At 70.0% G+C, this 21,451-nt stretch carries 21 protein-coding genes; 12 read left to right on the forward strand and 9 right to left on the reverse strand.

The genetic code is table 11. From position 1 onward, the window contains the following. Positions 1 to 13: 13 nt before the first annotated feature. From SM447_RS25165 to SM447_RS25205, 9 genes are all read left to right on the forward strand, one after another. Positions 14 to 613 carry a GNAT family N-acetyltransferase gene (locus tag SM447_RS25165; protein WP_474575340.1) on the forward strand — a complete coding sequence of 200 codons (600 nt, stop codon included), beginning with the start codon at positions 14 to 16 and terminating at the stop codon, positions 611 to 613. Between the two features lie 298 nt (positions 614 to 911). Further along, positions 912 to 1,073, forward strand: coding sequence for a hypothetical protein (locus tag SM447_RS25170; RefSeq protein ID WP_474575341.1), 162 nt, complete (start codon positions 912 to 914; stop codon positions 1,071 to 1,073). Further along, positions 1,066 to 1,320: a phosphopantetheine-binding protein gene (locus tag SM447_RS25175; RefSeq protein WP_474575342.1), complete on the forward strand. Its 255-nt coding sequence runs from the start codon at positions 1,066 to 1,068 to the stop codon at positions 1,318 to 1,320. The genes SM447_RS25170 and SM447_RS25175 overlap by 8 nt, the downstream gene beginning before the upstream one ends. A gap of 10 nt (positions 1,321 to 1,330) precedes the next feature. Beyond that, positions 1,331 to 1,897 carry a 4'-phosphopantetheinyl transferase family protein gene (locus SM447_RS25180; RefSeq protein WP_474575343.1) on the forward strand — a complete coding sequence of 189 codons (567 nt, stop codon included), beginning with the start codon at positions 1,331 to 1,333 and terminating at the stop codon, positions 1,895 to 1,897. Between the two features lie 50 nt (positions 1,898 to 1,947). Further along, a complete protein-coding gene (locus tag SM447_RS25185) occupies positions 1,948 to 3,645 on the forward strand; it encodes a fatty acyl-AMP ligase (protein ID WP_474575344.1) in 1,698 nt (565 codons plus the stop codon). A 119-nt stretch (positions 3,646 to 3,764) separates the two neighbouring features. Continuing rightward, positions 3,765 to 4,028, forward strand: a complete 264-nt coding sequence (locus SM447_RS25190; protein ID WP_474575345.1) for an MbtH family protein — start codon at positions 3,765 to 3,767, stop codon at positions 4,026 to 4,028. Next, on the forward strand, positions 4,025 to 5,431 hold the full coding sequence (locus tag SM447_RS25195; protein ID WP_474575346.1) for a cation:proton antiporter domain-containing protein: 1,407 nt from the start codon (positions 4,025 to 4,027) through the stop codon (positions 5,429 to 5,431). Before SM447_RS25190 ends, SM447_RS25195 begins: the two co-directional genes overlap by 4 nt. A 66-nt stretch (positions 5,432 to 5,497) precedes the next feature. Continuing rightward, a complete protein-coding gene (locus SM447_RS25200) occupies positions 5,498 to 6,067 on the forward strand; it encodes a helix-turn-helix domain-containing protein (protein ID WP_474575347.1) in 570 nt (189 codons plus the stop codon). 122 nt (positions 6,068 to 6,189) lie between these two features. Continuing rightward, positions 6,190 to 8,004 (forward strand): non-ribosomal peptide synthetase, encoded by a 1,815-nt coding sequence (locus tag SM447_RS25205; protein ID WP_474575348.1) that lies wholly within the window; start codon positions 6,190 to 6,192, stop codon positions 8,002 to 8,004. A 141-nt stretch (positions 8,005 to 8,145) separates the two neighbouring features. Here the strand turns inward: SM447_RS25205 and SM447_RS25210 are convergent, their stop codons facing one another. From SM447_RS25210 to SM447_RS25225, 4 genes are all read right to left on the reverse strand, one after another. Further along, positions 8,146 to 9,723, reverse strand: a complete 1,578-nt coding sequence (locus SM447_RS25210) for a flavin-containing monooxygenase (RefSeq protein WP_474575349.1) — start codon at positions 9,721 to 9,723, stop codon at positions 8,146 to 8,148. A 101-nt stretch (positions 9,724 to 9,824) separates the two neighbouring features. Beyond that, complete coding sequence (locus SM447_RS25215; RefSeq protein ID WP_474575350.1) at positions 9,825 to 11,036, reverse strand: cytochrome P450; 1,212 nt, start codon at positions 11,034 to 11,036, stop codon at positions 9,825 to 9,827. Between the two features lie 75 nt (positions 11,037 to 11,111). Continuing rightward, positions 11,112 to 11,792: a response regulator transcription factor gene (locus SM447_RS25220; protein ID WP_474575351.1), complete on the reverse strand. Its 681-nt coding sequence runs from the start codon at positions 11,790 to 11,792 to the stop codon at positions 11,112 to 11,114. Then, a complete protein-coding gene (locus SM447_RS25225) occupies positions 11,789 to 13,024 on the reverse strand; it encodes a sensor histidine kinase (RefSeq protein ID WP_474575352.1) in 1,236 nt (411 codons plus the stop codon). Before SM447_RS25225 ends, SM447_RS25220 begins: the two co-directional genes overlap by 4 nt. Before the next feature lie 153 nt (positions 13,025 to 13,177). On the opposite strand from SM447_RS25225, the gene SM447_RS25230 reads away from it, so the two are divergent. Together SM447_RS25230 and SM447_RS25235 are read left to right on the forward strand one after the other, a co-directional pair. After that, entirely contained in the window at positions 13,178 to 13,597 is a 420-nt protein-coding gene (locus SM447_RS25230) for a DUF6220 domain-containing protein (protein ID WP_474575353.1), read from the forward strand. Continuing rightward, entirely contained in the window at positions 13,594 to 15,558 is a 1,965-nt protein-coding gene (locus SM447_RS25235) for a multicopper oxidase family protein (protein WP_474575354.1), read from the forward strand. The genes SM447_RS25230 and SM447_RS25235 overlap by 4 nt, the downstream gene beginning before the upstream one ends. Positions 15,559 to 15,564: 6 nt before the next feature. Here SM447_RS25235 and SM447_RS25240 read toward each other — a convergent pair whose 3' ends face one another. The 5 genes from SM447_RS25240 to SM447_RS25260 all read right to left on the reverse strand — a co-directional run bounded on the left by SM447_RS25240 (position 15,565) and on the right by SM447_RS25260 (position 19,689). Further along, a complete protein-coding gene (locus tag SM447_RS25240) occupies positions 15,565 to 16,098 on the reverse strand; it encodes a winged helix-turn-helix transcriptional regulator (protein ID WP_474575355.1) in 534 nt (177 codons plus the stop codon). A 20-nt stretch (positions 16,099 to 16,118) separates the two neighbouring features. Then, complete coding sequence (locus tag SM447_RS25245; protein ID WP_474575356.1) at positions 16,119 to 16,781, reverse strand: flavin reductase family protein; 663 nt, start codon at positions 16,779 to 16,781, stop codon at positions 16,119 to 16,121. Positions 16,782 to 16,872: 91 nt separating this feature from the next. Further along, positions 16,873 to 18,129, reverse strand: a complete 1,257-nt coding sequence (locus SM447_RS25250) for a pyridoxal phosphate-dependent aminotransferase (protein WP_474575357.1) — start codon at positions 18,127 to 18,129, stop codon at positions 16,873 to 16,875. A gap of 49 nt (positions 18,130 to 18,178) precedes the next feature. Next, entirely contained in the window at positions 18,179 to 18,925 is a 747-nt protein-coding gene (locus SM447_RS25255; RefSeq protein WP_474575358.1) for an SDR family NAD(P)-dependent oxidoreductase, read from the reverse strand. Then, on the reverse strand, positions 18,922 to 19,689 hold the full coding sequence (locus SM447_RS25260; RefSeq protein ID WP_474575359.1) for a thioesterase II family protein: 768 nt from the start codon (positions 19,687 to 19,689) through the stop codon (positions 18,922 to 18,924). Before SM447_RS25260 ends, SM447_RS25255 begins: the two co-directional genes overlap by 4 nt. A 123-nt stretch (positions 19,690 to 19,812) precedes the next feature. Between SM447_RS25260 and SM447_RS25265 the strand changes: the two genes are divergently transcribed. After that, complete coding sequence (locus SM447_RS25265; RefSeq protein WP_474575360.1) at positions 19,813 to 21,435, forward strand: (2,3-dihydroxybenzoyl)adenylate synthase; 1,623 nt, start codon at positions 19,813 to 19,815, stop codon at positions 21,433 to 21,435. The last annotated feature ends 16 nt before the right edge of the window (positions 21,436 to 21,451 follow it).

Genomic DNA, 21,451 nt, shown 5'->3' on the forward strand with positions numbered 1-21,451 from the left:
CGGAGGTTGGCACATGAGCGATGTGACCGTGCGGCCCATCACCCCGGCCGAGATGGACGAAGCGAGCCGGATCGTCGGCCTCGCCTTCGCCGTCAACCCGAGCAACCTGGCCATCGCCGGCGGCAACCGGGACAAGGCCGCTCGAATCATGGAACACGCCGCCCGCACCATCAAGCTCGGTAACAGCGCCAGCCACGTGCTCGTCGCCGAACGGCAGGGCGAACTCGCCGGGGTGCTCAAGGCAGCGGAGTGGCCCCACTGCCAGATGACGCTGGCCGAGAAGATCAAGACGGCGCCTTCGCAGATCCGGACGATGGGCTTCGGACTGCCTCGTGCCCTCAAGGTGGTGGGCGGGCGGGCCAAGCACGAGCCCCACAAGCCGCACTGGCACATCGGGCCTATCGCCGTCCATCCCCAGCAGCAGGGACACGGGATCGGATCGGCACTGCTCACCGCATTTCTCGATGACGTGGACCGGCAGAAGGAAGCCGCCTTTCTCCAGGCGGACATCGACCGCAATGTCGTTCTCTACGAGAGGTTCGGCTTCAAGGTGGTCTCCCAGGAGGCCATTCTCGGTATCAATACCTGTTTCATGTGGCGCGACGCGCGGTAGGCCATCGTGTCCTGCCGGTAATCGACCGGCCAGCTGTCATCTGGCACGGTGATTCCACCACCTGTGGGCCGTCGGGAATGCGACACATTCTCCCGGCGGTCCACAGGTTCTTCACGTGCATCCGCATAAACCGGTGTGTGAAGAGCACGGGCGGATATGCAGAATTAATGTATTGCAGAACGTCGATCAGATGATAGCGTACGGTAGTGTTCCGCCAGTTCGGCATGGCGCCCGTCCGGCGCGGCGCAGGTCGACGCGATGCAGTCACCCGAATTGTCGGCAGCCTTCGCGTGCGGGAGTGAATGAGGGGGTTGTGGTGTCTGCTGTTGTTGCGGATCCTGTCGGATCCCTGGATGCGTTGAGGATTGAGCAGGCATATTTGTTGTCGACGTCGATTTCGGCGGTGTGGGCGCAGGCATCGGTGGCCGACTTCCTCGACGAGGTCGAAACCCATGGCTGACCAAATAGCGGAGACCCGGCAGCGGATCCGTGAGCTGCTGGTCGAGATGCACGGCCCGGACAGCTTCGTCCGGACCATGTCGGACACCGTGTCCCTGCGTCAGCAGGGGCTCTCCTCCGCCGCGCTGGTGAGCCTGCTGGTGAGGATGGAGGACGCGTTCGGCTTCGAGTGGGACGACGACATCCAACCGGAGGTGCTGCGATCGATCAGCTCGCTCGCCGACCACGTCGCGGCGCTGCGCGTCTGAGGTGAACGTGGTGACCCCCGGACTCGGAACTCTCGCCACCGTCAGGCCGGGCACGTACATCGAATGGCATCCGGTGCCTGCGCCGTACGGGTCGCACGAGCAGTTCCTGGCTGGCCGCCGGGCCGCGGCGACGGCGCTGGCCGCAGCGGGCTCGGCCGAGCGGACCGTGCCACGACTGCCCGACGGGAGACCGGAGTTCCCGCCCGGTTACCCCGGATCCATCGCACACACCGATCGCCTGGCGGTCGCCGCGCTGGTACCCGGTGCCGCAGGGGTCGGCGTCGACATCGAGGACGGAGAGGTCAGCCGGCGGGTGGTCGACTTCGTCCTGTCCGAGCGGGAGCGGCGGACCCTGCTCGCGCCGGTCGGCCGGTACCGCGCGGTGGAGCTCTTCTCGGCGAAGGAGGCGGCCTTCAAGGCGCTGGGCGGGACCGCTGCCGGGGACGGGCTGTTGTTCTGGCGGATCGAGCTGGTCCGGTCCGCCGCCGGGCTGATCGCTTCCTTCGGCGGTGTGTCGATGCCGGTATGGGGACGTTCCGTGAGTGGCCTTTCGTTCGCCCTCGCGGTGCGGCGGTGAGGTGCCGTGGTTCTGGGTTAGGCCGTCTGAGGTTGTGAGGAGCGGTTCTGATGGGTGTGGTTGTTCCGGATTTTCCCACAGTCGTGCATGCCCTGGTGGCACAGGCGGAGCGTGGGTCGGACAGGCCGGGAATGACGGTGGTGCCGGAGCCGGGGCGGGTGGAGCCTCGCCGGTATGACGTGATGCTGGATGACGCGCTGCGCTGGGCGGCGGTGCTGGCCGAGTACGGCGTACGACGGGGTGACCGGGTCCTGCTCTGTCTGCCGACCAGCTGGACGTTTGTGACGGCGTTCTTCGGGTGTCAGCTGCTGGGTGCCGCTCCGACCGCGATCGCGGTGCCGGCGAGCTTCGGCCGTGCGGCCGGATTCGACGGTCAGGTGAAGGAACTGGTCGCCTACCTGCGGCCGGCGGCGGTCGTGGCGCGGGCTGCGGTGGTGCAGGCGTCGGAGGCTGTGGCCGACACGGTGTTCATCGACGAGGACGTGTTGCATGCGCGTGCGGCCACTGTCGAGGCGTCGTTGGAGCGGTTCCGGCTGCCGGCCGAGGATGACCTGGCGTTCATCCAGTGCACCTCCGGCTCGACCGGCAGACCCAAGGGCGTCATGGTCTCGCATGCGAATCTGGCCGCGAACTTGGCGCAGAGTACGGCTGCGACCGGCTGGTCGGCCGAGGACACGGTGGTCAGTTGGCTTCCGCTGTACCACGACATGGGTCTCATCTCGGGGATGCTGGTTCCGGTCTACACCGGAAGCCGCAGCGTGCTCATGCCGCCGACGCAGTTCCTGCGGTCTCCGGTCGAGTGGCTACGCAACATTGGCGCGATGGGAGGCACCCTCGCAGCGGCACCGAACTTCGCCTACGGCTACACCGCCGACCGGGTACGCGACAGCGATCTCGAGGGGGTCGACCTCTCGTCCTGGCGGATGGCCTTCTGCGGAGCGGAGCCCATCCATCCCGGCACCATCCGGCGTTTCGTGGACCGGTTCCGTCCGTGGGGTCTACGACCGGACGTGATGATGCCCTGCTACGGCATGGCGGAGGCCACCCTGACCATCACGATGTCGCCGCGGAACCGGCCGGTCCGGATCGACACCATCGACCGCGCGGCGGCCGTCACGGACGGTCGGGTCATCGACGTCGACCCCGACGAGGCAGGCGCGCTGCAGGTCGTCGCCTGCGGCGTGCCGGTCGTCGGCACCGAGGTCCGCATCGTCGACGCTGACGGTGCCCCGCTGGGCGACAACCAGATCGGCGACATCCAGTTCCGGGGACCGTCACGCACGTCCGGCTACTTTGATCTCCCGCAGGAGACCGCCGCGGCTGTCGTCGAGCCGGACTGGTGGAAGACCGGCGATGTCGGGTACCTGCGCGACGGCGAGGTCCGCATCACCGGGCGGTCCAAGGACCTCATCATCATCCGCGGCGCGAACTACTTCCCGTCCGACTTCGAGCAGGCCGCCGAGTCCGTGCCCGGAGTCCGTCTCGGCACGGTGGTCGCCGTCGGGCACCGGCCCGAGGACGGCGATTCCGAGGAGCTGCACCTCATCGTCGAGTCGTACGTGCCCGCGGACCAGCACGAGCCGCTGCGTCAGGCGGTACGGACCACCGTCAACTCGCGGACCGGCGTCCCCGTGGCCGAGGTGCACCTCGTGCCCAGGCGCAGCATCCCCAAGACCACCAGCGGGAAGCTGCAACGAGCGAAGGCACGGCAACTGTTCATCGAGAACCGGTCAACCTCACCGGCCTGACAACGGGCGAGACCCGCTCGCCGCACCGGCCATCACCACACCTGCCTTGGGAACCGAGGCGGTCCACGACCCGAACCCGTCACCGTCCGGAGAGCATTCGAGCTTCTGAGGGGTTGTCCGTGTCCAGTCCGTTCGACGACGACAGCGAAGACTTCCTGGCCTTACGCAACGACGAGGAGCAGTACTCACTGTGGCCGTCAGGCATCGCCGTCCCGCAGGGCTGGCGGGTGGTGTACGGCCCGGCACCCCGGCGTGAGGTCGTCGACCACATCGACCGGTCCTGGACCGACATGCGGCCGAAGAGCCTGCGTGAAGCCGTGCCGGCACACGATCGTGTCGGCCCCGGCCCGGGGACGGCCGCGTCCACTGGCTGGCGGGAGTGATCACCCTTCCGGCGCGGACCCGCACCCTGCTGGGTGTGGTTCTCGGGCTCGCTGTGCTGGGCGGTTCGGTGCCGCTGTGGGGCACGGCGGGGTCGCACGACGGGGACTCGCTCGCCCGGTTCCTGCTCGCGGTCGCGGTGGTCCTGGTGACCTGCCAGGCCTTCGCGGCGCTGGCCCGCCGGTTCGGTCAGCCCTCGGTGGTCGGCGAGATGGTGGGCGGGCTGGTGCTCGGCTCGTCCCTGCTCGGCGCCGTCTGGCCGTCGGCGACCGGCTTCCTGTTTCCCCCGACCGTCATGGAAGGGCTGGACAAGGTCGCCCAGCTGGGCCTGGTCATCTTCGTCTTCCTGCTCGGCTGTGAGCTGCGCACCGACCGGATCGAGCGTAAGGGTGTGGTCGGGGCGGTCGTGGTCGCCGGCATGGGTCTGCCCTGGCTGGCCGGCATGGGCATCGTGGCGGCCACCGGTGGCCTGTTCGTCGGCTCTGAGGGAGCACCGGCCGGCACGATGATGTTCGTCGGGCTGGCCATGGCGGTGACCGCCCTGCCCGTGCTGGCCCGCATCCTCGATGACCTCAAGCTGCGGCACACCAGCGTCGGCGCGCTGTCCATCTCCGCGGCCGCCATCGGCGACGGCGTGCTCTGGTTGGTCCTGGCCTTCCTGCTGGCCGGGCAGAGCGCGGGCGGCGAGGGCCTGCGCGTGCTGCTGCTCGGCGCCGCGCTGGTGCTCGTCACGGCGCTGTGCGTGCGTCCCCTGCTGGTGACACTGGTGCGGCGGCTGGGTTCGGGCCAGTCGTTGACGGTGGTGCTGGCGGCCGGAGCGATCGGTTACTCGGTGCTCACCCAGTCCATCCAACTGCACCCGGTCGTCGGTGCCTTTCTCTTCGGCGTCGCGGTTCCGCGCGACTCGCTGGTGGTGGAACGGATCTGCCAGCAGTTGGAGGGCTTCACCCTGCTCATCCTGCTGCCGCTGTTCTTCGCGGGCGTCGGACTGACGACCTCGGTCGGGCTGCTGGGCACCGCGCCGGTCATCTGGTTGGTGTTCGCCGGCGTGCTCGTGGCGGCCGTCGTGACCAAGATCGTTGGTGCCGGTGGTGCGGCGCGGTTGACGGGTATGCCCAGTGGCGAGGCGTTGCGGTTCGGGATGCTGATGAACTGCCGTGGGGTGACCGAGCTGGTCGTGCTGAGCATCGGCTACCAGGCCGGCTTTCTCAACCAGTTGGGGTACAGCGTCCTCGTGCTCGTCGCCGTGCTGACCACGGCTGCGACCGGGCCGCTGGTGCGCTGGTCGCTGCGGCGCACCCGGGAGGTCGACCCACCCCTGCCGCCCGCCAGGCCGGATGGGCGGAACCACACGCTGGTGACCGGGGCGCCGGCCGAGCGCGCGGACGAAAAGGCAGACCGGTGAGGAGTGTCCCAAGGGTGGCATTTCTTGATTCCCATCGAGACATGGTGGCTATGGGGGATGCAGGCGATGGTCGATGTCAAGAACCGGGTAAAGTTCGTTCGTTGGCCCGCGGAAAGTGACATCCGCGCGGAATGTCACGAGCAGCAGCACCTCTGTCTGCTGATCGTGGAGCACGGCGCGGCGCCGCCGGACCAACTGAGTCTCTACGAGGACTGGGTGCGTCCACCCATCGGTCGGGAAGACCTCCAGGTCCGGATCCGCCAGTTGGCGGCCCGGGCGGTGCTCAACGAGAAGCCGGTACTGGACCCGGCCGGAATGCTGTACTTCAACAACTCGTCGGTCACGCTCTCCCTGATGCAGTGCGAGATGCTGTCGCCGCTGCTGGCCAGGTACGGCCAGCTGGTCTACCGGACGGAACTGCGGGACATCCTGGAGAACTCGGGGGCCAGTTCGTCCAGCAACGCGCTCGACCTGCACGTGATGCGACTGCGTCGACGTCTGGAGATCGTCGGCCTCGCGATCCGCACGGTCTGGGGACGTGGCTTCTTCGTCGAGCCCGGAGCACGGATGTCGACCCCCCGGGCGGAGCCACGGCGAGCGGTCACGGCGGTGTCGAAGAGAACTCGGTCGCGGTGAGCCGGATCGCCGTGCCTCAAGGTGCGGGGGAGTGAAAGACCCGGGAAAGCGTACGGCTGACTGACGTACGGCCACAGTTATCGTCATGACGACATTGGCAGGAAAACTGCGTCGGAGGCGGAATGGACACTGTTTCGGAGTTCTTTGAGGCGAGCGTGCTGACGTCCGGTGATGCTCCGTCGGTCGTCTTCGGCGAAACCGTCGTCGGGTACGCGGAATTGAACGCGCGCGCGAATCGGCTGGCCCGTCGGCTCATCGCGGCCGGCGTGGGGCCGGACTCGTTGGTCGCGGTCACGGTGCCGCGGTCGGACGCGCTGATCACCGCGGTCCTCGCCGTCCTGAAGGCCGGCGGCGCGTACCTGCCGCTGGATCCGACGTACCCGGCCGATCGGCTGGCCCACATGGTCACCGACGCGCGCGCCGTACTGTCGTTGCGGACCGCCAGCGTGGCGACGCCGGACCTGGGCGTGCCGGAGCGGGTTCTCGACGACCCCGCGTTCGTGGCCGAGTGCGCGCGGGACCGCGACGACAACGTCACCGACGACGAACGGCTGGCGCCGTTGACCGTCGCGAACCTGATGTACGTCATCTACACCTCTGGCTCGACCGGCGTGCCCAAGGGGGTCGCGCTGACCCACGCCGGGGTGGCGGACCTGGTCTCCACCCAACGCCGGGTGTACGGCATCCGCCCCGGCGACCGGGTGCTGCAGTGGGCGTCGTTCAGCTTCGACGCCTGGTTCTGGGACTTCACGATGGCGCTCATGCACGGCGCGACGCTCGTCATGGCCGAGCAGGACGATCTCATGCCGGGCGAGTCGCTGCGGCACACCATGGTGAAGTACGGCGTGGACCACGCCACGCTGCCGCCGGTGGCGTTGAGCATCACCGACAGCGCGGGGCTGCTGCCCGGCGGCACGCTCACCTCCACCGGCGACGTCTGCACCAGGGCTCTGGCCGCGGAGTGGTCCCAGGGCCGGCGGCTGTTCAATGGCTACGGTCCGACGGAGGTCACCGTCGGCACCTCGATCGGTGGCCCGGTCGAGGGCGTGCAGGAGACGGTGAGCATCGGTTCGCCCTGGGACGGCAGCGCCGTGCACGTGCTCGACGAGCGCCTGCACGACCTGCGCGACGGCGGCGAGGGGGAGCTCTACCTGTCCGGCAGCGGCCTGGCCCGGGGCTATTTGCACCGGCCGGGTCTGACCGCGGCCCGGTTCGTCGCCAACCCCTACGGTCCGCCCGGAAGCCGGATGTACCGGTCGGGCGACCGGGGCCGGCGCGCCGCCGACGGTGAGCTCTACTTCACCGGGCGGGTCGACGATCAGGTGAAGGTCCGTGGTTTCCGGGTCGAACTCGGCGAGGTCGAGACGCGGCTGGAGAGTCATCCGGCGGTGGAGATGGCCGTGGCGGTGCTCGGCGGCGCCGACGCCTCCTCCCAGCACATCGTCGCCTACGTGACGGCCTCGGGGCAGCAGACGGTGGTGGCGGCACAGGTGCGCGAACACGCGCGGGCCGCCCTGCCCGAACACATGGTCCCGTCGTCCGTGGTCGTGCTGGACCGGCTGCCCACCCTGCTCAACGGCAAGATCGACCGCAAGGCGCTCGCCGAGCGGGCGGCCCGGGCCCCGGAGGAGCAGCGAGGTGTCCCGGCGTCTGCCGGGTCGCGGGAGGACCGCCCGCACGACGGCGAGCCTGCTGCCGGCGGCTCCACCTCCGGACGTTCCCTCGAGGAGCTGCTGTGCGGTCTGGTGGCCGAGACGCTGGACATCACGGAGGTGACCCCGCAGGACAACTTCTTCGAGCTGGGCGGCCATTCGGTGCTCGCCGCCAAGCTGGCCAGCCGGGTACGCAAGGAGTTGGGCGTGACCGTGCCGATGCGTTCGGTATTCGAGGCCGAGAGCCTGGCCGAACTGGCCGAGATGATGGCACAGGCCAGGTGACCAGGACCGGGTGCCGCCCATCCCGCCGGTCGCGGGCAGCACCCGGCCGGCACGAACCGGTCGTGGCGTTGGTCGGATGCTGTTCCCGCGTGCCGACGCACCGCACGGCCGGGGGTGGTGCCGATGCGGTGCGCGATGGGCTCAGTAGACGCCGTCGCGTTTCGCCAGGCCGACCGCCCCCAGCGCGCGGGTCACGCCAGTCAGGGCGGTGGCCAGGACGATCTCCGCGGCGTTGAACGCGACCGGCAGCTCCAGGATGCGGCGCTGCGCCGTCTGACGGTCGCTGTGCGGTCCGTACAGGCGGAAGACGAGGGGTATCTGGGAGCCGCACCAGAGGTGGTAGGCCAGCCGCGGATTGCGGAACACCTCCGGACGCCACGGCGAGCATCCGATCACCCTGGCAAAGTCGATCATGTACCGGTTGTAGTGCACCAGGGTACGCAGCTCCGGGTTGCCGGTGAAGAACTCGTCCTCGTACGTCGCGTGTCGCTTGATCAGCTCATTGAGCTGGTCCGGCGGTGGCAGCGTGCGTTTGCCACTGCACAGCAGAGCGAAGTAGCGGGCCTGCATCTCCGAGCAGGCCGGGACACCGCCCGCGGCGGGTCGCGCCCATCCGATGAATACCACACCCGTGCCGAGCTCCGGGTGGATCATGTGCTTGTACATCTGCCGTACGTCGGTGATGTGCACGTCCTTGAGCAGGGTGAAGTCCTCGGTGTACCCGGTGTTCAGGACGATCGTGTCGATCTCCTCCCGCCTGCCGTCCTTGAACAGGACATGGTCCGCACCGAGTCGCTCGATGCCTGAGGCGTTGACCGTCAGCGTGCCGTCGACGATCCGATGGATGAACGCCTCGTTCTTGGTCAGGAAGTGGTTGAAGAAGGTCTTGTTGTTCGAGTTCCACTCGGCGATCGCCCGGCTCGCGGCGGTCTTGCCGAACCGCTTGCCCAGCAGCGTGCCGACGCGATGAACGACGGTGGCGGCCTGTAGCGGCAACGCGTTCAGCATTTCCGAGGTGTAGGCGTCGTTCGGGTGCGGGCGATCGCCCGGAAACCGGGCGACGACGGACTGCCACCGACGCACGGACAGGGTGCAGCTCGCCGCCACCTGAGCGATCTCGTTGACGACATCGGCTGCGGTCTCGCCGATGCCCAGGCAGAGGACCCGCTTGCCGCGGAACGGCTCGGCGTTGCGATAGAAGGCCGAGTGGGTGACCACGCCCGTGAAGTCCTCCTGCCCCGGCAGGTTGACCTTGTTCGGGACCCGGTGCGTGCCGCTGGACACGACCACCGCGTCGAACTGGTGGCTGGCTCGGGCGGTGGGGTCGTCCACCGGCGCGGTCTCGACCACGTAGCCGTCGCCGCTGTCGCTTCTCGCGACGCTCAACACGTCGGTGCGAGGTCGGATGAGGGGGCGCAGCTGGAAGGTGGCGGCGAAGTCGTGGAGGTACTGCCGGTACTCGACCGCCGTCCAGAACCGCCGCTCCTGCTTTTCCGGCGGCGGGAAGCAGGAGAAGGCCATCATGTAGTTGGAGATGGTCAGGAGCGTCGAGTCGTAGGCACCGGGCTCATCGCTGCCCGCACCCGCACGGAACACCCCGCCGAGTTCGGCGTTGTGATCGAAGCAGGTCACGGCGTGGCCTTCGTCCAGCAGTTCCTTCATCGCGATCAGCCCCGACGGGCCCGCGCCGATGACACAGACGGCTTTTTTCACGGTCACCTCGAATTCTCGGAAGGGCGATCTCGGGTGGTCGGTTCACCCCGCCGGGCGGGTACGCCCGGCGGGGTGAACCGCCCGATACGCCGCGCGGGTGTCGCGGGTCAGCGGGCTTCGAAACGGACGGGCAGGGTGTCGTAGCCCGACACGAAGTTCGAGTAGATGGGGCGGGGCTTGCCGCACAGTTCCATCCCGCTCACCTGGGCGGTCAGGGCGGAGAGCAGCGCCTGCAGCTCCGCGCGGCCGAGGAAGGCGCCAAGGCAGTAGTGCGGGCCGTGGCCGAACGAAAGGTGCTTGTTGGGTGACCTGGAGAGGGTGAACCGACGCGGCTGGTGGAACACCGACTCGTCGTTGTTCGCCGAGATGTTCCAGAGCGTGACGATGTCGCCGGCGCGGATCCGGTGCCCGCGAACCTCGAGATCCCTCCGCGCGGTACGCGCCACGTGCATCCCGGGGGTCGCCCAGCGGAGGACCTCCTCGACCGCGGACTCGACGGCGACCGCCCCGGTGCGGAGGGTCTCCCACTGATCGGGGTTCTCGATCAGCGTCAGGACGGCGCAGATCGCCGAGATCCGTGAGGTCTCGTCGCCGCCGAGGATCAGGCTGTAGCAGTTGACCGCGATCTCCTCGACGGTCAACGGACGACCGTCCACCTCGGCGCCCGCGAGCATGCTGATCACGTCGTCCCCCGGCCTGTCCCGCCGGTCCGCGGCCAGGTCGACGAAGTAGAGCAGGATCTCGTTGCGGGCGCTCAGCGCGTCGAGATCGCTGCTGTCGGCCCGGTCCGACGACAGTGCCATCTTGTTCCACCGAAGCAGGTCCTTGCGGTCCGTCAGCGGTACCGACAGCAGGTCGCAGATCGTGTTCATGGGGATCTCCTCGGCGACCTCGCTGGCGAAGTCGAACGAGCCCACGTCGACGACGGCCGACACGAGCTCGGTGGAGCGGGCCTTGATGTTGGCCACCACCTCGCCGAGCGCCCGTGGTGTGAACGCGCTGAACATCAGGTTGCGCAGTCGCCGGTGCCGCGGGCCGTCGGTGACCGCGAGCATGCTCCCGCCTGCGGAGTCGTCCCCGCGCAGCACCACGTCCAGGACGTTGCCGCGTTCCGAGCTGAGGGCCGTGTCGTGGTAGAGCGCCTGGACGTCGGCGTACCGGGACACCACCCAGAACCCCGGGTTGCGGTCCGTGGGTTCGTGCCAGTAGACCGGGCTCTCCGCCCGCACCTCCCGCCAGAACACGTGCACGTCGTTGTCCACGAAAGTGGCTGGATCAACCAGATCCAGGGACCGGACGCCGAGGACGGGCTCGCTCATGGCCCGATGGTGACAGCCGGGCGATGCTCCCGTGTGGACTCTTGCCTGTTCCTTTCGGGGCGGACGCAGGAAGACTCAGCGCTGCTCGGTGTACTGGCACAGCCCGGTCTGATAGGCGATCGCCACCAGCTGGGCGCGATCCCGGGCGCCGAGTTTGCCCATCGTGCGGCTGACGTGCGTGCGCGCCGTGGCCGGGCTGAGGAACAGGGCGGCCCCGATCTCGTCGTTGCTCATGCCCTGTGCGACCAGGGCGAGCACCTCACGCTCGCGGTCGGTGAGCACCGCGAGCCGCTCCTCGCCCGCCTTGGTTGCCCTGCGGCGCGCGGTGAACTGGCTGATGAGCCGGCGGGTGACCCGTGGAGCGAGGAGCGCGTCTCCGGCGGCGATGACCCGGATGGCGTGCAGAAGTTCGGCGGGACCGGCGTCCTTGAGCAGGAATCCGCTCGCGCCCGCCTGTAGGGCCTCGAACACGTTCTCGTCGGTGTCGTACGTGGTGAGGATGAGGATGCGGACCCGTTCCAGCCCCGGCATCTCGGCGATCTGTCCCGCGGCGCGGATCCCGTCCAGACGCGGCATGCGGATGTCCATGAGAACCACGTCGGGACGGGTGGCCCGGGCCAGTTCGACGGCCTCGGCGCCGTTGGTGGCCTCGCCGACCACCGTGATGTCGTCCTCCAGGTCGAGCAACAGCCGGAAGCCGGAGCGGACCAGCCGCTCGTCGTCGGCGAGCAGCACCCTGATGGACGCGGTGCTCACGGGCTCGGCGTCACCGGTGCGAGCGGCAGGCGGGCGACGACTTCGAAGCCTCCGCCGGGACGTGCCGTGGCGTGCAGGTCCCCGCCGAGCAGTTGGCAACGTTCACGCATGCCGATGATTCCTCGGCCGCTCGACGGCGGACCGTTGCCACCCACCGCGACGAGCACCCGGTCGCGGCTGCCCTCGTCGATCACCCGGACGGTCAAGGCGTCGGAGCTGGTCTCGATCGACACGGTGACCCTGGTCGGCCCGACATGTCGGATCACGTTGGTGATCGACTCCTGGACGATGCGGTACGCCGCGCTGTCCACCGCGCTCGGCATCGGCCCTGACGCCGGGGTCTGTTCGATGGTGACGTCGAGCCCGGCCTCGCGGGCCTTCTCGGCCAGTGCGTGCACCTGCTCCAGGCCGGGATGGGGCTTGCGTCCGTCGTCCTCGCGCAGGACGCCGAGGACGGCGCGCATCTCCTGCAGCGCCCGCGAGCTGGTCTGCTCGATCGCCCGCAGCGCGTCGCGTGCCTGGGCCGGTCGCTTGTCGAGCACGTGCGCCGTGACACTGGCCTGCACGTTGATGATGGCGATGGCGTGCGCGACGGTGTCGTGGACCTCGCGGGCGATCCGCAGCCGCTCCGCGTCGACCCGCGCGCGGGTCTCCTCCTCGCGGGCGCGTTCCACCATCTCGGCCCGGCGCTGCGCCTCGGCGGCGAGGACCCTGCGGGACCGGACGGTCTCACCGAGCACGATGCTGATGATCGACGCCCCGATCCGGAAGAGCACCCACCCCACGGCCTCGACCGGCTCGGTGTCCGCCCCGGCTGCCAACCAGCCGACGGCGAGCACCACGGTGCCCGTGCCCGCGATCACCAGCGACCGGCGCCCGTCGCCGTACGCGGCGAGGGTGTACAGGGCCACGAAGAGAGCGAGGCAGGACATCCGCTCGGGGAACCCGAGGCCGAAGTAGACCAGGCTGGTCACGCCCGTGAGGGTGAACACGGCCACCGGCCACCGGCGCCGCGCGACGATCGCCAGGCCGCTCAGCACCACCAGGGCGTAGCCGGTGTAGCCGAAGTCCGAGGCGGGCCGGGCGATCGGCTCGGGGAGGACGGCCCCGTGGTCAGTGACACTCTGGACCTGAATCACCGTGACGAACACTGCCAACAGGAGGTCCGTGAACCAACCCGGTCGACGCGCGAGCCAGGCGCGCAGCCGTCCCGGCATCACCCGCAGGTCCATGCCGAGATCCTACGACACGGGGCACACTCTCCGGTGCACCGCCGACTACGCCCCGCGACGTATTCGGACGGTGTTCCAATACGCGTATTCGCGTAGCAGGTGCCACGCCTCGGCTGGTGCGCGGAAGGCCGCGTCGAACCCATGATCAGTGCCATGAAGAAGCTCTTCGCGGGCCTGGCGTCGCTGTTGCTGCTCGCCGAGGTCGCACAGTTCTATCTGGCCGCGAGCGGGGCGTTCGACGCCGCGCCGATCGAGGAGTCGTTCGCTCCCCATCGAGTGCTCGGGTACGTGATCCTCGTGTCCGCCATCGTGCTCGCGGTCCTCTCGGCAATCGCCCGGATGCCGGGGCGGATCATCGGCAGGACGGCCCTGGTGGCCGGGCTGGTGCTGGTGCAGTCGCTGATCCGGGAGGTTGCCCGCTCCTTCGGCGAGGGTTCCGAGGCGGGCCATTACGTCTTCGGCGTGCACGCGATCAACGGGCTGATCATCTTCGGCGTCACGCTGTGGGTCGTGCGTGAGGCACGCCAGATCGCGTGGCAGCGCAGGCAGCTCAGCCACGCGACACAGTCGTGAGCACGGCGGCACTGACCGTCCTGGACCACGCCGTCGCACTACTCGGTGCCGGCGCGTGGCTCGCCGCCGGCGTGACCGCCGCTCTGGGACGCGCCAGACCCGCCCTGATGCTGCTCGCCGGGGCGCTGGTGCTCGTGCTGGCCAGGGCGGTGTCGGTGACGATGCTGGCCGGGCGGGGCTGGTGGTTCGTCCAGGAGAAGGTGCTGCTCGGGATGCCGCTGCTCGCGGTGGCCTCGGTGGCCGCCGCAGTCGTTGCCGGGCCGGTACTGCTCGCGCGGATCCGCGGCGGACCGCGTCGGGCAGGTAGCGAAGCGGCAGGCGTCGTGGCGCTGCTCGGCGCCGGGTACGCCGCGCTGGCCGGGTTCGCGGTCACCTACCTCGGCGGGTACCCACTGACCCTCCCGGTGGCTCTGATCACGGTCGGTCTGGTGGTGGCGGGCGTGCTGCTGACCGCCCGGTCGATCGCCGCACCGGCCACGGAGGAGGCCGTGGGGGAGCCGACCCCGCAGGCCCGACCGGAACTGTCCCGCCGCCGCTTCCTCGGCCTCGCCGGTGGCGTCGTCGCGGTCGGCGCGACCGGCACCGGGGCGGGTCTGTCGGTGCTACCGACCGGCACCGGTCACACCGACGGCGGCGGTCCCGGCCCTGCTCGCCAGCCGTCGGTCTCGGTGGCCGATCTACGCGGACCGGACACACCCGCGCCGGGCGGCGTTCGCCGCGCGCACGTGGTGACGGCCCGAAAGGCGACCGTACGCCTGCCCTCCGGGCAGGACGTCGACGCCTGGACCTTCGACGGGGCGCTGCCCGGCCCGGAGATCACTGCGACGGAGGGCGATCTCGTCGAGGTGCGGCTGGTCAACCAGGACATCGACGAGGGCGTGACCCTGCACTGGCACGGCTACGACGTCCCGTGCGGGGAGGACGGGGTGGCCGGCCTCAGCCAGCCGGTGGTGATGCCCGGTGCCGAGTTCCGCTACCGGTTCCGCGCCGACCAGGTCGGGACCTACTGGTATCACACCCACCACGCGTCCCACATCGGCGTGCGGCGTGGCCTGTACGGGGTGCTGGTCGTGAAACCCCGGGAAGAGTCCGCCGCCGTGGACCTAGACCTGGTCGTTCCCGTGCACACGTTCAACGGCACCCCGGTGGTCGCGGGCCGGGAGCACGTCGCGCCCGCCGGTGCGACGGTCCGGCTGCGGCTGGTCAACACCGACTCCGACCCGCGCCGCTTCGCGCTGGCGGGTGCCCCGTTCCGGGTGGTCGCCGTCGACGGTCGTGACCTGCACGGCCCCGGTGAGACGAGTGGGATGGCGCTACGGCTGGCCGCGGGCGGGCGGCACGACCTGCTGTTCGCCATGCCGGAGACCGCGGTGGCGCTCTTCGTCGACGGGGTGGCCGCGATGTGGCTGCGACCGGGCCCCGGCGCGCCCAACGGCGAGGCGGCCGCGCGGGACACCACCGCGTGGCCGGAGCTGGACCTGTTCGGCTACGGCACCCCGGCGCCCGTACCGCTGCGCACCGCCGCCGTGGACCGGCACTTCACGCTCGTCCTCGACCGTGGACTGGCCATGGTCGACGGTGTTCCCGCGTTCGCCCAGACGGTAAACGGGCGTGGTCATCCGTCGATCCCCGACCAGCTCGTGGCCGAGGGCGACGTCGTCCGCTTCACCGTGGTCAACCGCAGCCGGGAGACCCATCCCTGGCACCTGCACGGCCACCCGGTGCTGATCCTGTCCAGGAACGGGCGACCCTCCTCGGGCAGCCCGCTCTGGATGGACACGTTCGATGTCCGCCCCGGCGAGGTGTGGGAGGTCGTGTTCCGGGCGACCAACCCGGGCGTGTGGATGAACCACTGCCACAACCTGCCGCACGCTCACCAGGGCATGATGCTGCGCCTGCGATACGACGGGGTCACCACACCGTTCCACGGGGCGCACGCGAGCCACGGCCACTCCTCCTGAGGGAGCTCATTCGGTCATGACGACCTCGGGGTACCGCGCAGCGACCATCGCGCTCGCCTTCGGACCACGGGCGAAGACCACGTTCCCGGTGTCGATCCGCCGGCCGGTCCGCCGGTCCACCACCACCGGGTCCACCTCCGTGCCGGTCTCGGTGTCGACCAGGATGACGCTGCGGTCCGCCGGGGCGAGCAGATGATTGCCCCAACCCGCGATGACCAGCAGGAGCGGGCGCAGCGTGGTACCGAGGGCGGTCAGCCGGTACTCCCGGCCATCGAGGTCCACGGCGTCGACCGCCTGCTCGATCAGGTCTCTTGCGGTGAGCACGTCGAGACGCTCCAGCAACACGTGAGCGGGCGTTTCGAGGTTGCGCCGGATGGCCCCGAACCGGGTATGACCGTTGAAGATCTCGTGCAGGATCTCCAGCGTCCACCAGGCGCCCACGACCTCGACGGTCCGCCCCAGCGGGCAGTCGGGGATCCGGGCCTTCGGGCCGGGCGGGCGCTGCGCGATCTGCTGGGCGTCGGTGCGGACACTGCTCATGTTGCCTCCGAAGGGCTCGTTCATCGCCGGCCGTCGGGTTCGGACCCGGCGTCCCCGGCGGCCGGGGTGACGCCCAGTGACCAGTACCGGCGCATGCCGTACAGCAGCGGGCTGACCGGAGCGACCGCGTGCGTGCGTACCCGCAGCACCGTCCCGAGGACCACCACGTGGTCACCGACGGGCAGGGTCTCGCTGACCCGGCAGTCCGCGACCGTGTGGGCGTCGTCGACGAGGTGCGGCAGCCCGGACTCCGGTTCCGCGACCCACTCGACCTTCTCGAACCGGTCCGGTACGCCCGAGGCGAACAGTTGCGCGACCGGTTCGGCGTGGTCGCGCAGGAGATTGACCGCGAACGCGGACACCTCGAGCAGTGCCGCCAGCGTCGGACTCGCCGCGCGGAGGCACACCAGCAGTGTCGGCGGCCGCAACGCGACACTGCACACCGAGGAACAGGTCATCCCCCACGGTGCGCCGTCGGTCGCCGTGGTCGTGACGATGGCGACCCCCGCGGGATGCGTGGCCATGAGGGAACGGAACTGCGCCGGGTCGACCAGTGAACCCTTCTCCGCCTCTCCGTGCGGTTCCTCGGACCGCAGGGCCGGAGGCGGTCCGCCGGTGCCGGGTGGTTCAGGTGGAAAGGGGTTCGGTGGCGGCGCCATGGTGCCGGTCAGGGGCTCTGGCACGGTGTGCCCACCTCCTCGCTCGATCGCACAGGGGAGCCTTCCGGGATGCCGCACGCGCCGGTCGGGCGTCGACCCGACCGGCGTCTCCGGTTCACCCGGCGGATCGGAGGCCTCCGTCGCCGCACTCGTCGACGAACTCCAGAATCCTGCGCACACCGGTCTCCAACCAGCCGGGATCCACGCAGAACGCGACCCGGACCAGATGTCGTGCCCAGGGTGCGTAGTCGTGGGCACCGATGTGACCGCGCTCGTCGAGCTGGGGCCGCATGGCGAATCCGTTGCCGGCGACGACGGCGACCCCCTTACGCTCCAGCAGTTGCAGCGCGAACGTCTCGGCGTCCAGCCCGGTCCTGGCCACGTCCAACATCGCGTACCAGCCTCCCGCCGGAAGCTCGCTGAGCAGCCCGGCGCGGAGCAGGGGCGGCAGGGCCACGTCCCGGTTGCGCTGGACGAGCTTGCGGTTGGTGGCGGCGGCACCGGACCGGGTGGCCAGCGCGGCAACGCCGGCGTGCTGCACCGGGGTGGAGGTACCGATGATGTTCGCCTCCTGGACCACCCGCATGACGTCGGCGGCGCGGTCGTTGGCCAGCGCGACGTATCCGAGCCGGTAGCCGGTCATGGCGAAGCTCTTGGAGAAGCTGAAGACGCTGTGCACGATGCGCTCGTCGACCGGGACGTCGCGTTCCAGGGAGGCGACGGAGAGATGCTCGCGCTCGTAGCAGAAGTGCTCGTAGGCCTCATCACTGATCACGTGCCAACCTCTGGTACGGGCCAGGTCGAGCAGGGCGCTGATCTCGTCGGGGCTCAGGACGACCCCGGTGGGGTTGGCCGGCGAGTTGATCAGCAACACCCTGGTCCGTGGGCCGGCGACGGCGGCGATCCGCTCGACATCGGGTCGGAAACCGGGCCCGAGCGGATAGAGCACCGGGCGGAGCCCGGCGAGCAGGCTCTGTTGCAGGTGGACCGGCCAGTGCAGTTCCGGCAGGAGGATCTCGCCCCCGGGTTCGCCGAGCGTCTGCAGCAGGGCGGCGAGTCCCTCGCACGAGCCTGGTGAGACAAGCACCCGGTCGACCACGGTGTCGATGCCGTTGTCCGCGCGTAGCTTCTCCACCGCCGCCTCACGCAGCTCGGGCAGGCCGTCCGGGCCGGTGTACTTGGTGTCGCCGCGACGTACCGCGTCGACGAACGCGTCGGCGACGTTCTCCGCCGGGTGGAAGTACGGGTCGCCGACGTGCAGCTTCACCACCTCCTCGCCGGTCCGCCGCTCGGCCTCCTGCGCCGCGCGGAAGATGGTGTGCAGACACGACGAGGGAATGTAGCTGGCAGCGGACGAGATTTCGGGGCTCACGCTCTGACCACCTCTGTTCCGTGAAGTGTTGGTTCGGACTGCAAGGGCCTCATGCCGTGCGGCCGCCGTCGACGGGAATCAACGCACCGGTGACCCAGCCGGCCAGGGCCGGGTCGAGCAGCATGCAGACCCACTGGCCGACCTCCGTGCTCTCACCGAAGCGCCCCATCGGGGTCGACGCGACCAGGTCGGTTCGCAGCCGCTCGATGCCGGCGGCGTCCAGCCCGGCGTCGGTCCACATCGGTGTGTCCACCGGCCCGGGGAGAATGGCGTTGACGCGTACGTCCGGTGCGAGTTCCCGGGCCAGGGAACGGGTGAGGCTGTTGAGCGCCGCCTTGGTCGCGCCGTAGTAGGCCCGCCCGGGCATGGACAGGACCCCGCCGACGGAGGAGACGTTGACCACGCTGCCCCTCCTGGCCCGCAGCAGGGGCAGAGCGCACCGGATCAGCTCGGCGGGGGCGCGGACGTTCACCGCGAACATCGCGTCCAGGTGCGCCGGATCGAGGGTGTCGATCGGGCCGAACCGGGCCAGCCCGGCGTTGTTGACCACCGCGTCGATGCCGCCGAAGGTCTCCCCGGCCACCGTGACGACCCGGTCGGCGGTGCCGGCTGCGCAGACGTCCGCCGCGACGACGGCCACCGCGAACGGATGACGGTCCGCCAGCATCCGCAGCGGTTGCTCGCGGCGGCCGACGATCGTCACGTTGGCACCCGCCTTCACCAGGCACTCGGTGATGCCACGGCCGATGCCGGTGGCCGCGCCGGTGACCACCACCGACTTCCCGTCGAGCGTCACCGCCGCACACCGCTTTCGGCCAGGGTCGCCACGATGTCGGCGACCAGCTCCTCCGGGTGGGAGAGCAGCCGGAAGTGGCCGCCCGGCCAGACCCGCATGCTGAATCCGCCGTCAGTGACCGCGGCCCACCCGGCGACCCGGTCGGCGTCGACCAGGGGGTCCTCCGTGTTGTAGTAGCCGCGGACCGGGCAGCCCAGCGGCGCCGTGTCCGGTGCGGGCCGGTAGGTTTCGTGCGCGGTGATGTCCGCCCGGAGCACGGGCAGCAGCAGTTCCCGCAGTTCGGGCTCTTCGGCTACCTCCGGCTCGATCCCGCCCAGGCTGGTGACCGTCGCCCACAGCTCCTCGTCACCGAGCTGGTGGGTGCGTCCACCGCCGGCCAGCCACGGTCCGGCCGCCCCGGAGACGAACAGTTGGTGCACAGGGCTTCCCTTGTCCCGCAACACCCGTGCGGTCTCGTAGGCGACCAGCGCGCCCAGGCTGTGCCCGAGCAGCGCGCACCGGGCGGGCGGCATCGGCAGCAGCTCCGCGGCCACCTGCCTGCCCATTTCGGCGACGCTGACGGCGGGTGCCTCGGCCAGCCGGTCGGCATGACCCGGGTACTGCACGGCGTACAACGCCACGCCGGTGGGTAGCGCCGAGGCCCAGGCGCGGTATGCCGCGGCCGTGCCGCCGGAGTGTGGAAAGCAGACCAGCCGGGTGGTGGGGTGTCCGACGCCGGTGAGCGCCCGTACCCATCTCCGGTCGGATCTCCGTGTTCGGCTCACGACATCGAGCGTCACCGAGCCCGGCCGTTCGTCCAGACAATCTGTCAAGGCTCTGTCGGGTGGGCCGCGGCCTCTGGGCTGCTACCGGAATCTGTTAGCGCCGCACCGAAGGAGGACAGACAGATGCTGGACGGGTTCGTGCCCTGGCCGCCCGACGTCGCCGACCGCTACCGGCGTGCGGGCTACTGGCGTGGCCTCTCGCTTCGGCAGCTCTTCGACGACAGCGTCCGCCGCCACCCGGACAAGGTGGCCACGGTGGACGCCACTCGCCGCCTCACCTACGCGGAGCTGGCCGACGAGGCCGATCGCATCGCCGCCGGTCTGCTCGATCTCGGCATCGGCAGCCGGGACCGCCTGGTGCTGCACCTGCCCAACGTGAACGAGTTCCTGTCGGTGTTGCTGGCGGTGTTCAGCATCGGCGCGATACCCGTGCTGGCCCTGCCCGGTCACCGCCGCGACGAGATCACTCACCTGGCCCGCGCCTCGGACGCGGTGGCCTACCTCGGTCCGGACCGCTTCCAGGGGTTCGACCACCGGGCGCTGGCTCGCGAGATCCGCGCCGACGTGCCGAGCGTGCGGCATGTCGTGATCGCCGGGGACAGCGCGGAGTTCACCTCGCTGGCCGAGGTGGCCCGGTCAGAGCCGCGTCAGCTGCCGCCGGTCGACGCCTCCGAGATAGCCCTGCTGCTGCTCTCCGGCGGGACCACCGGCGTGCCGAAGTTGATCCCCCGCACCCACGACGACTACGCCTACAACATCTTCGCCTGTGCCGAGGTGACCGGGTTCGGTGCGGACAGCGTGTACCTCGCCGCCAACCCGGTGCCACACAACGCCGCGCTCGGCTGCCCCGGCGCCCTGGGCGCGCTGCTCGTCGGCGGGAAGGCCGTACTGGCCGCCAACCCCAGCCCGGACCACGTGTTCCCGCTGATCGCCGGGGAAGGTGTCACCCACACCGCGCTGGTGCCGGCGCTCGCCCTGCTCTGGACGGAGGCGGCGCAGAGCATGCCGGTGGACATGAGCGGCATGACCCTCCAGGTGGGCAGTTCGAAGTTCGGCCCCGCCGCGGCGCAACGCGTCCAGTCGGGCCTGAAGTGCCGCATCATGAACGTCTACGGCATCGGCGAGGGGCTGATCACCCACACGCGCCTGGACGATCCGCTGGAGGTGGTCTACACCACCGAGGGCACGCCCATCTGCCCGGACGACGAGGTCAGGATCGTCGACACCGAGGATCGCGATCTCCCGGCCGGGGTGACCGGTGAGCTGCTGACCCGTGGCCCGTACACGATCCGGGGCTACTTCGCCGCGCCGGAGCACAACCGCCGGGCGTTCACCTCCGACGGGTTCTACCGCACCGGCGACCTGGCCAAGCTGACCGAGGACGGGCGCATCGTCATCGAGGGCAGGCTCAAGGACATCATCCACCACTTCGGCGAGAAGGTCTCGGCCGAGGAGGTGGAGGGCCACGTCCTGACGTATCCGTCGGTCCGGGACGCCGCGGTGGTCGGCATCCCCGACGACGCCATCGACGAACGCATCTGCGTGTTCGTGGTGCCCACCGCCGAGGCGGACGCGGCGGCGCCGCTGTCGCTGCGCACGATCCGAGAGCACATCCGCGACCGTGGACTGGCTCCGTACAAGCTGCCCGACGAACTGGTCGTCGTGCCGGACCTGCCCCGTACGCCCGTCGGCAAGATCGACAAGAGTGCCCTGCGCGCGGGACGGCGTGAGCTCCAGCACCGCTGAGTCACCGTCCCGGCGC

It is taken from the genome of Micromonospora aridisoli, from assembly GCF_056150025.1.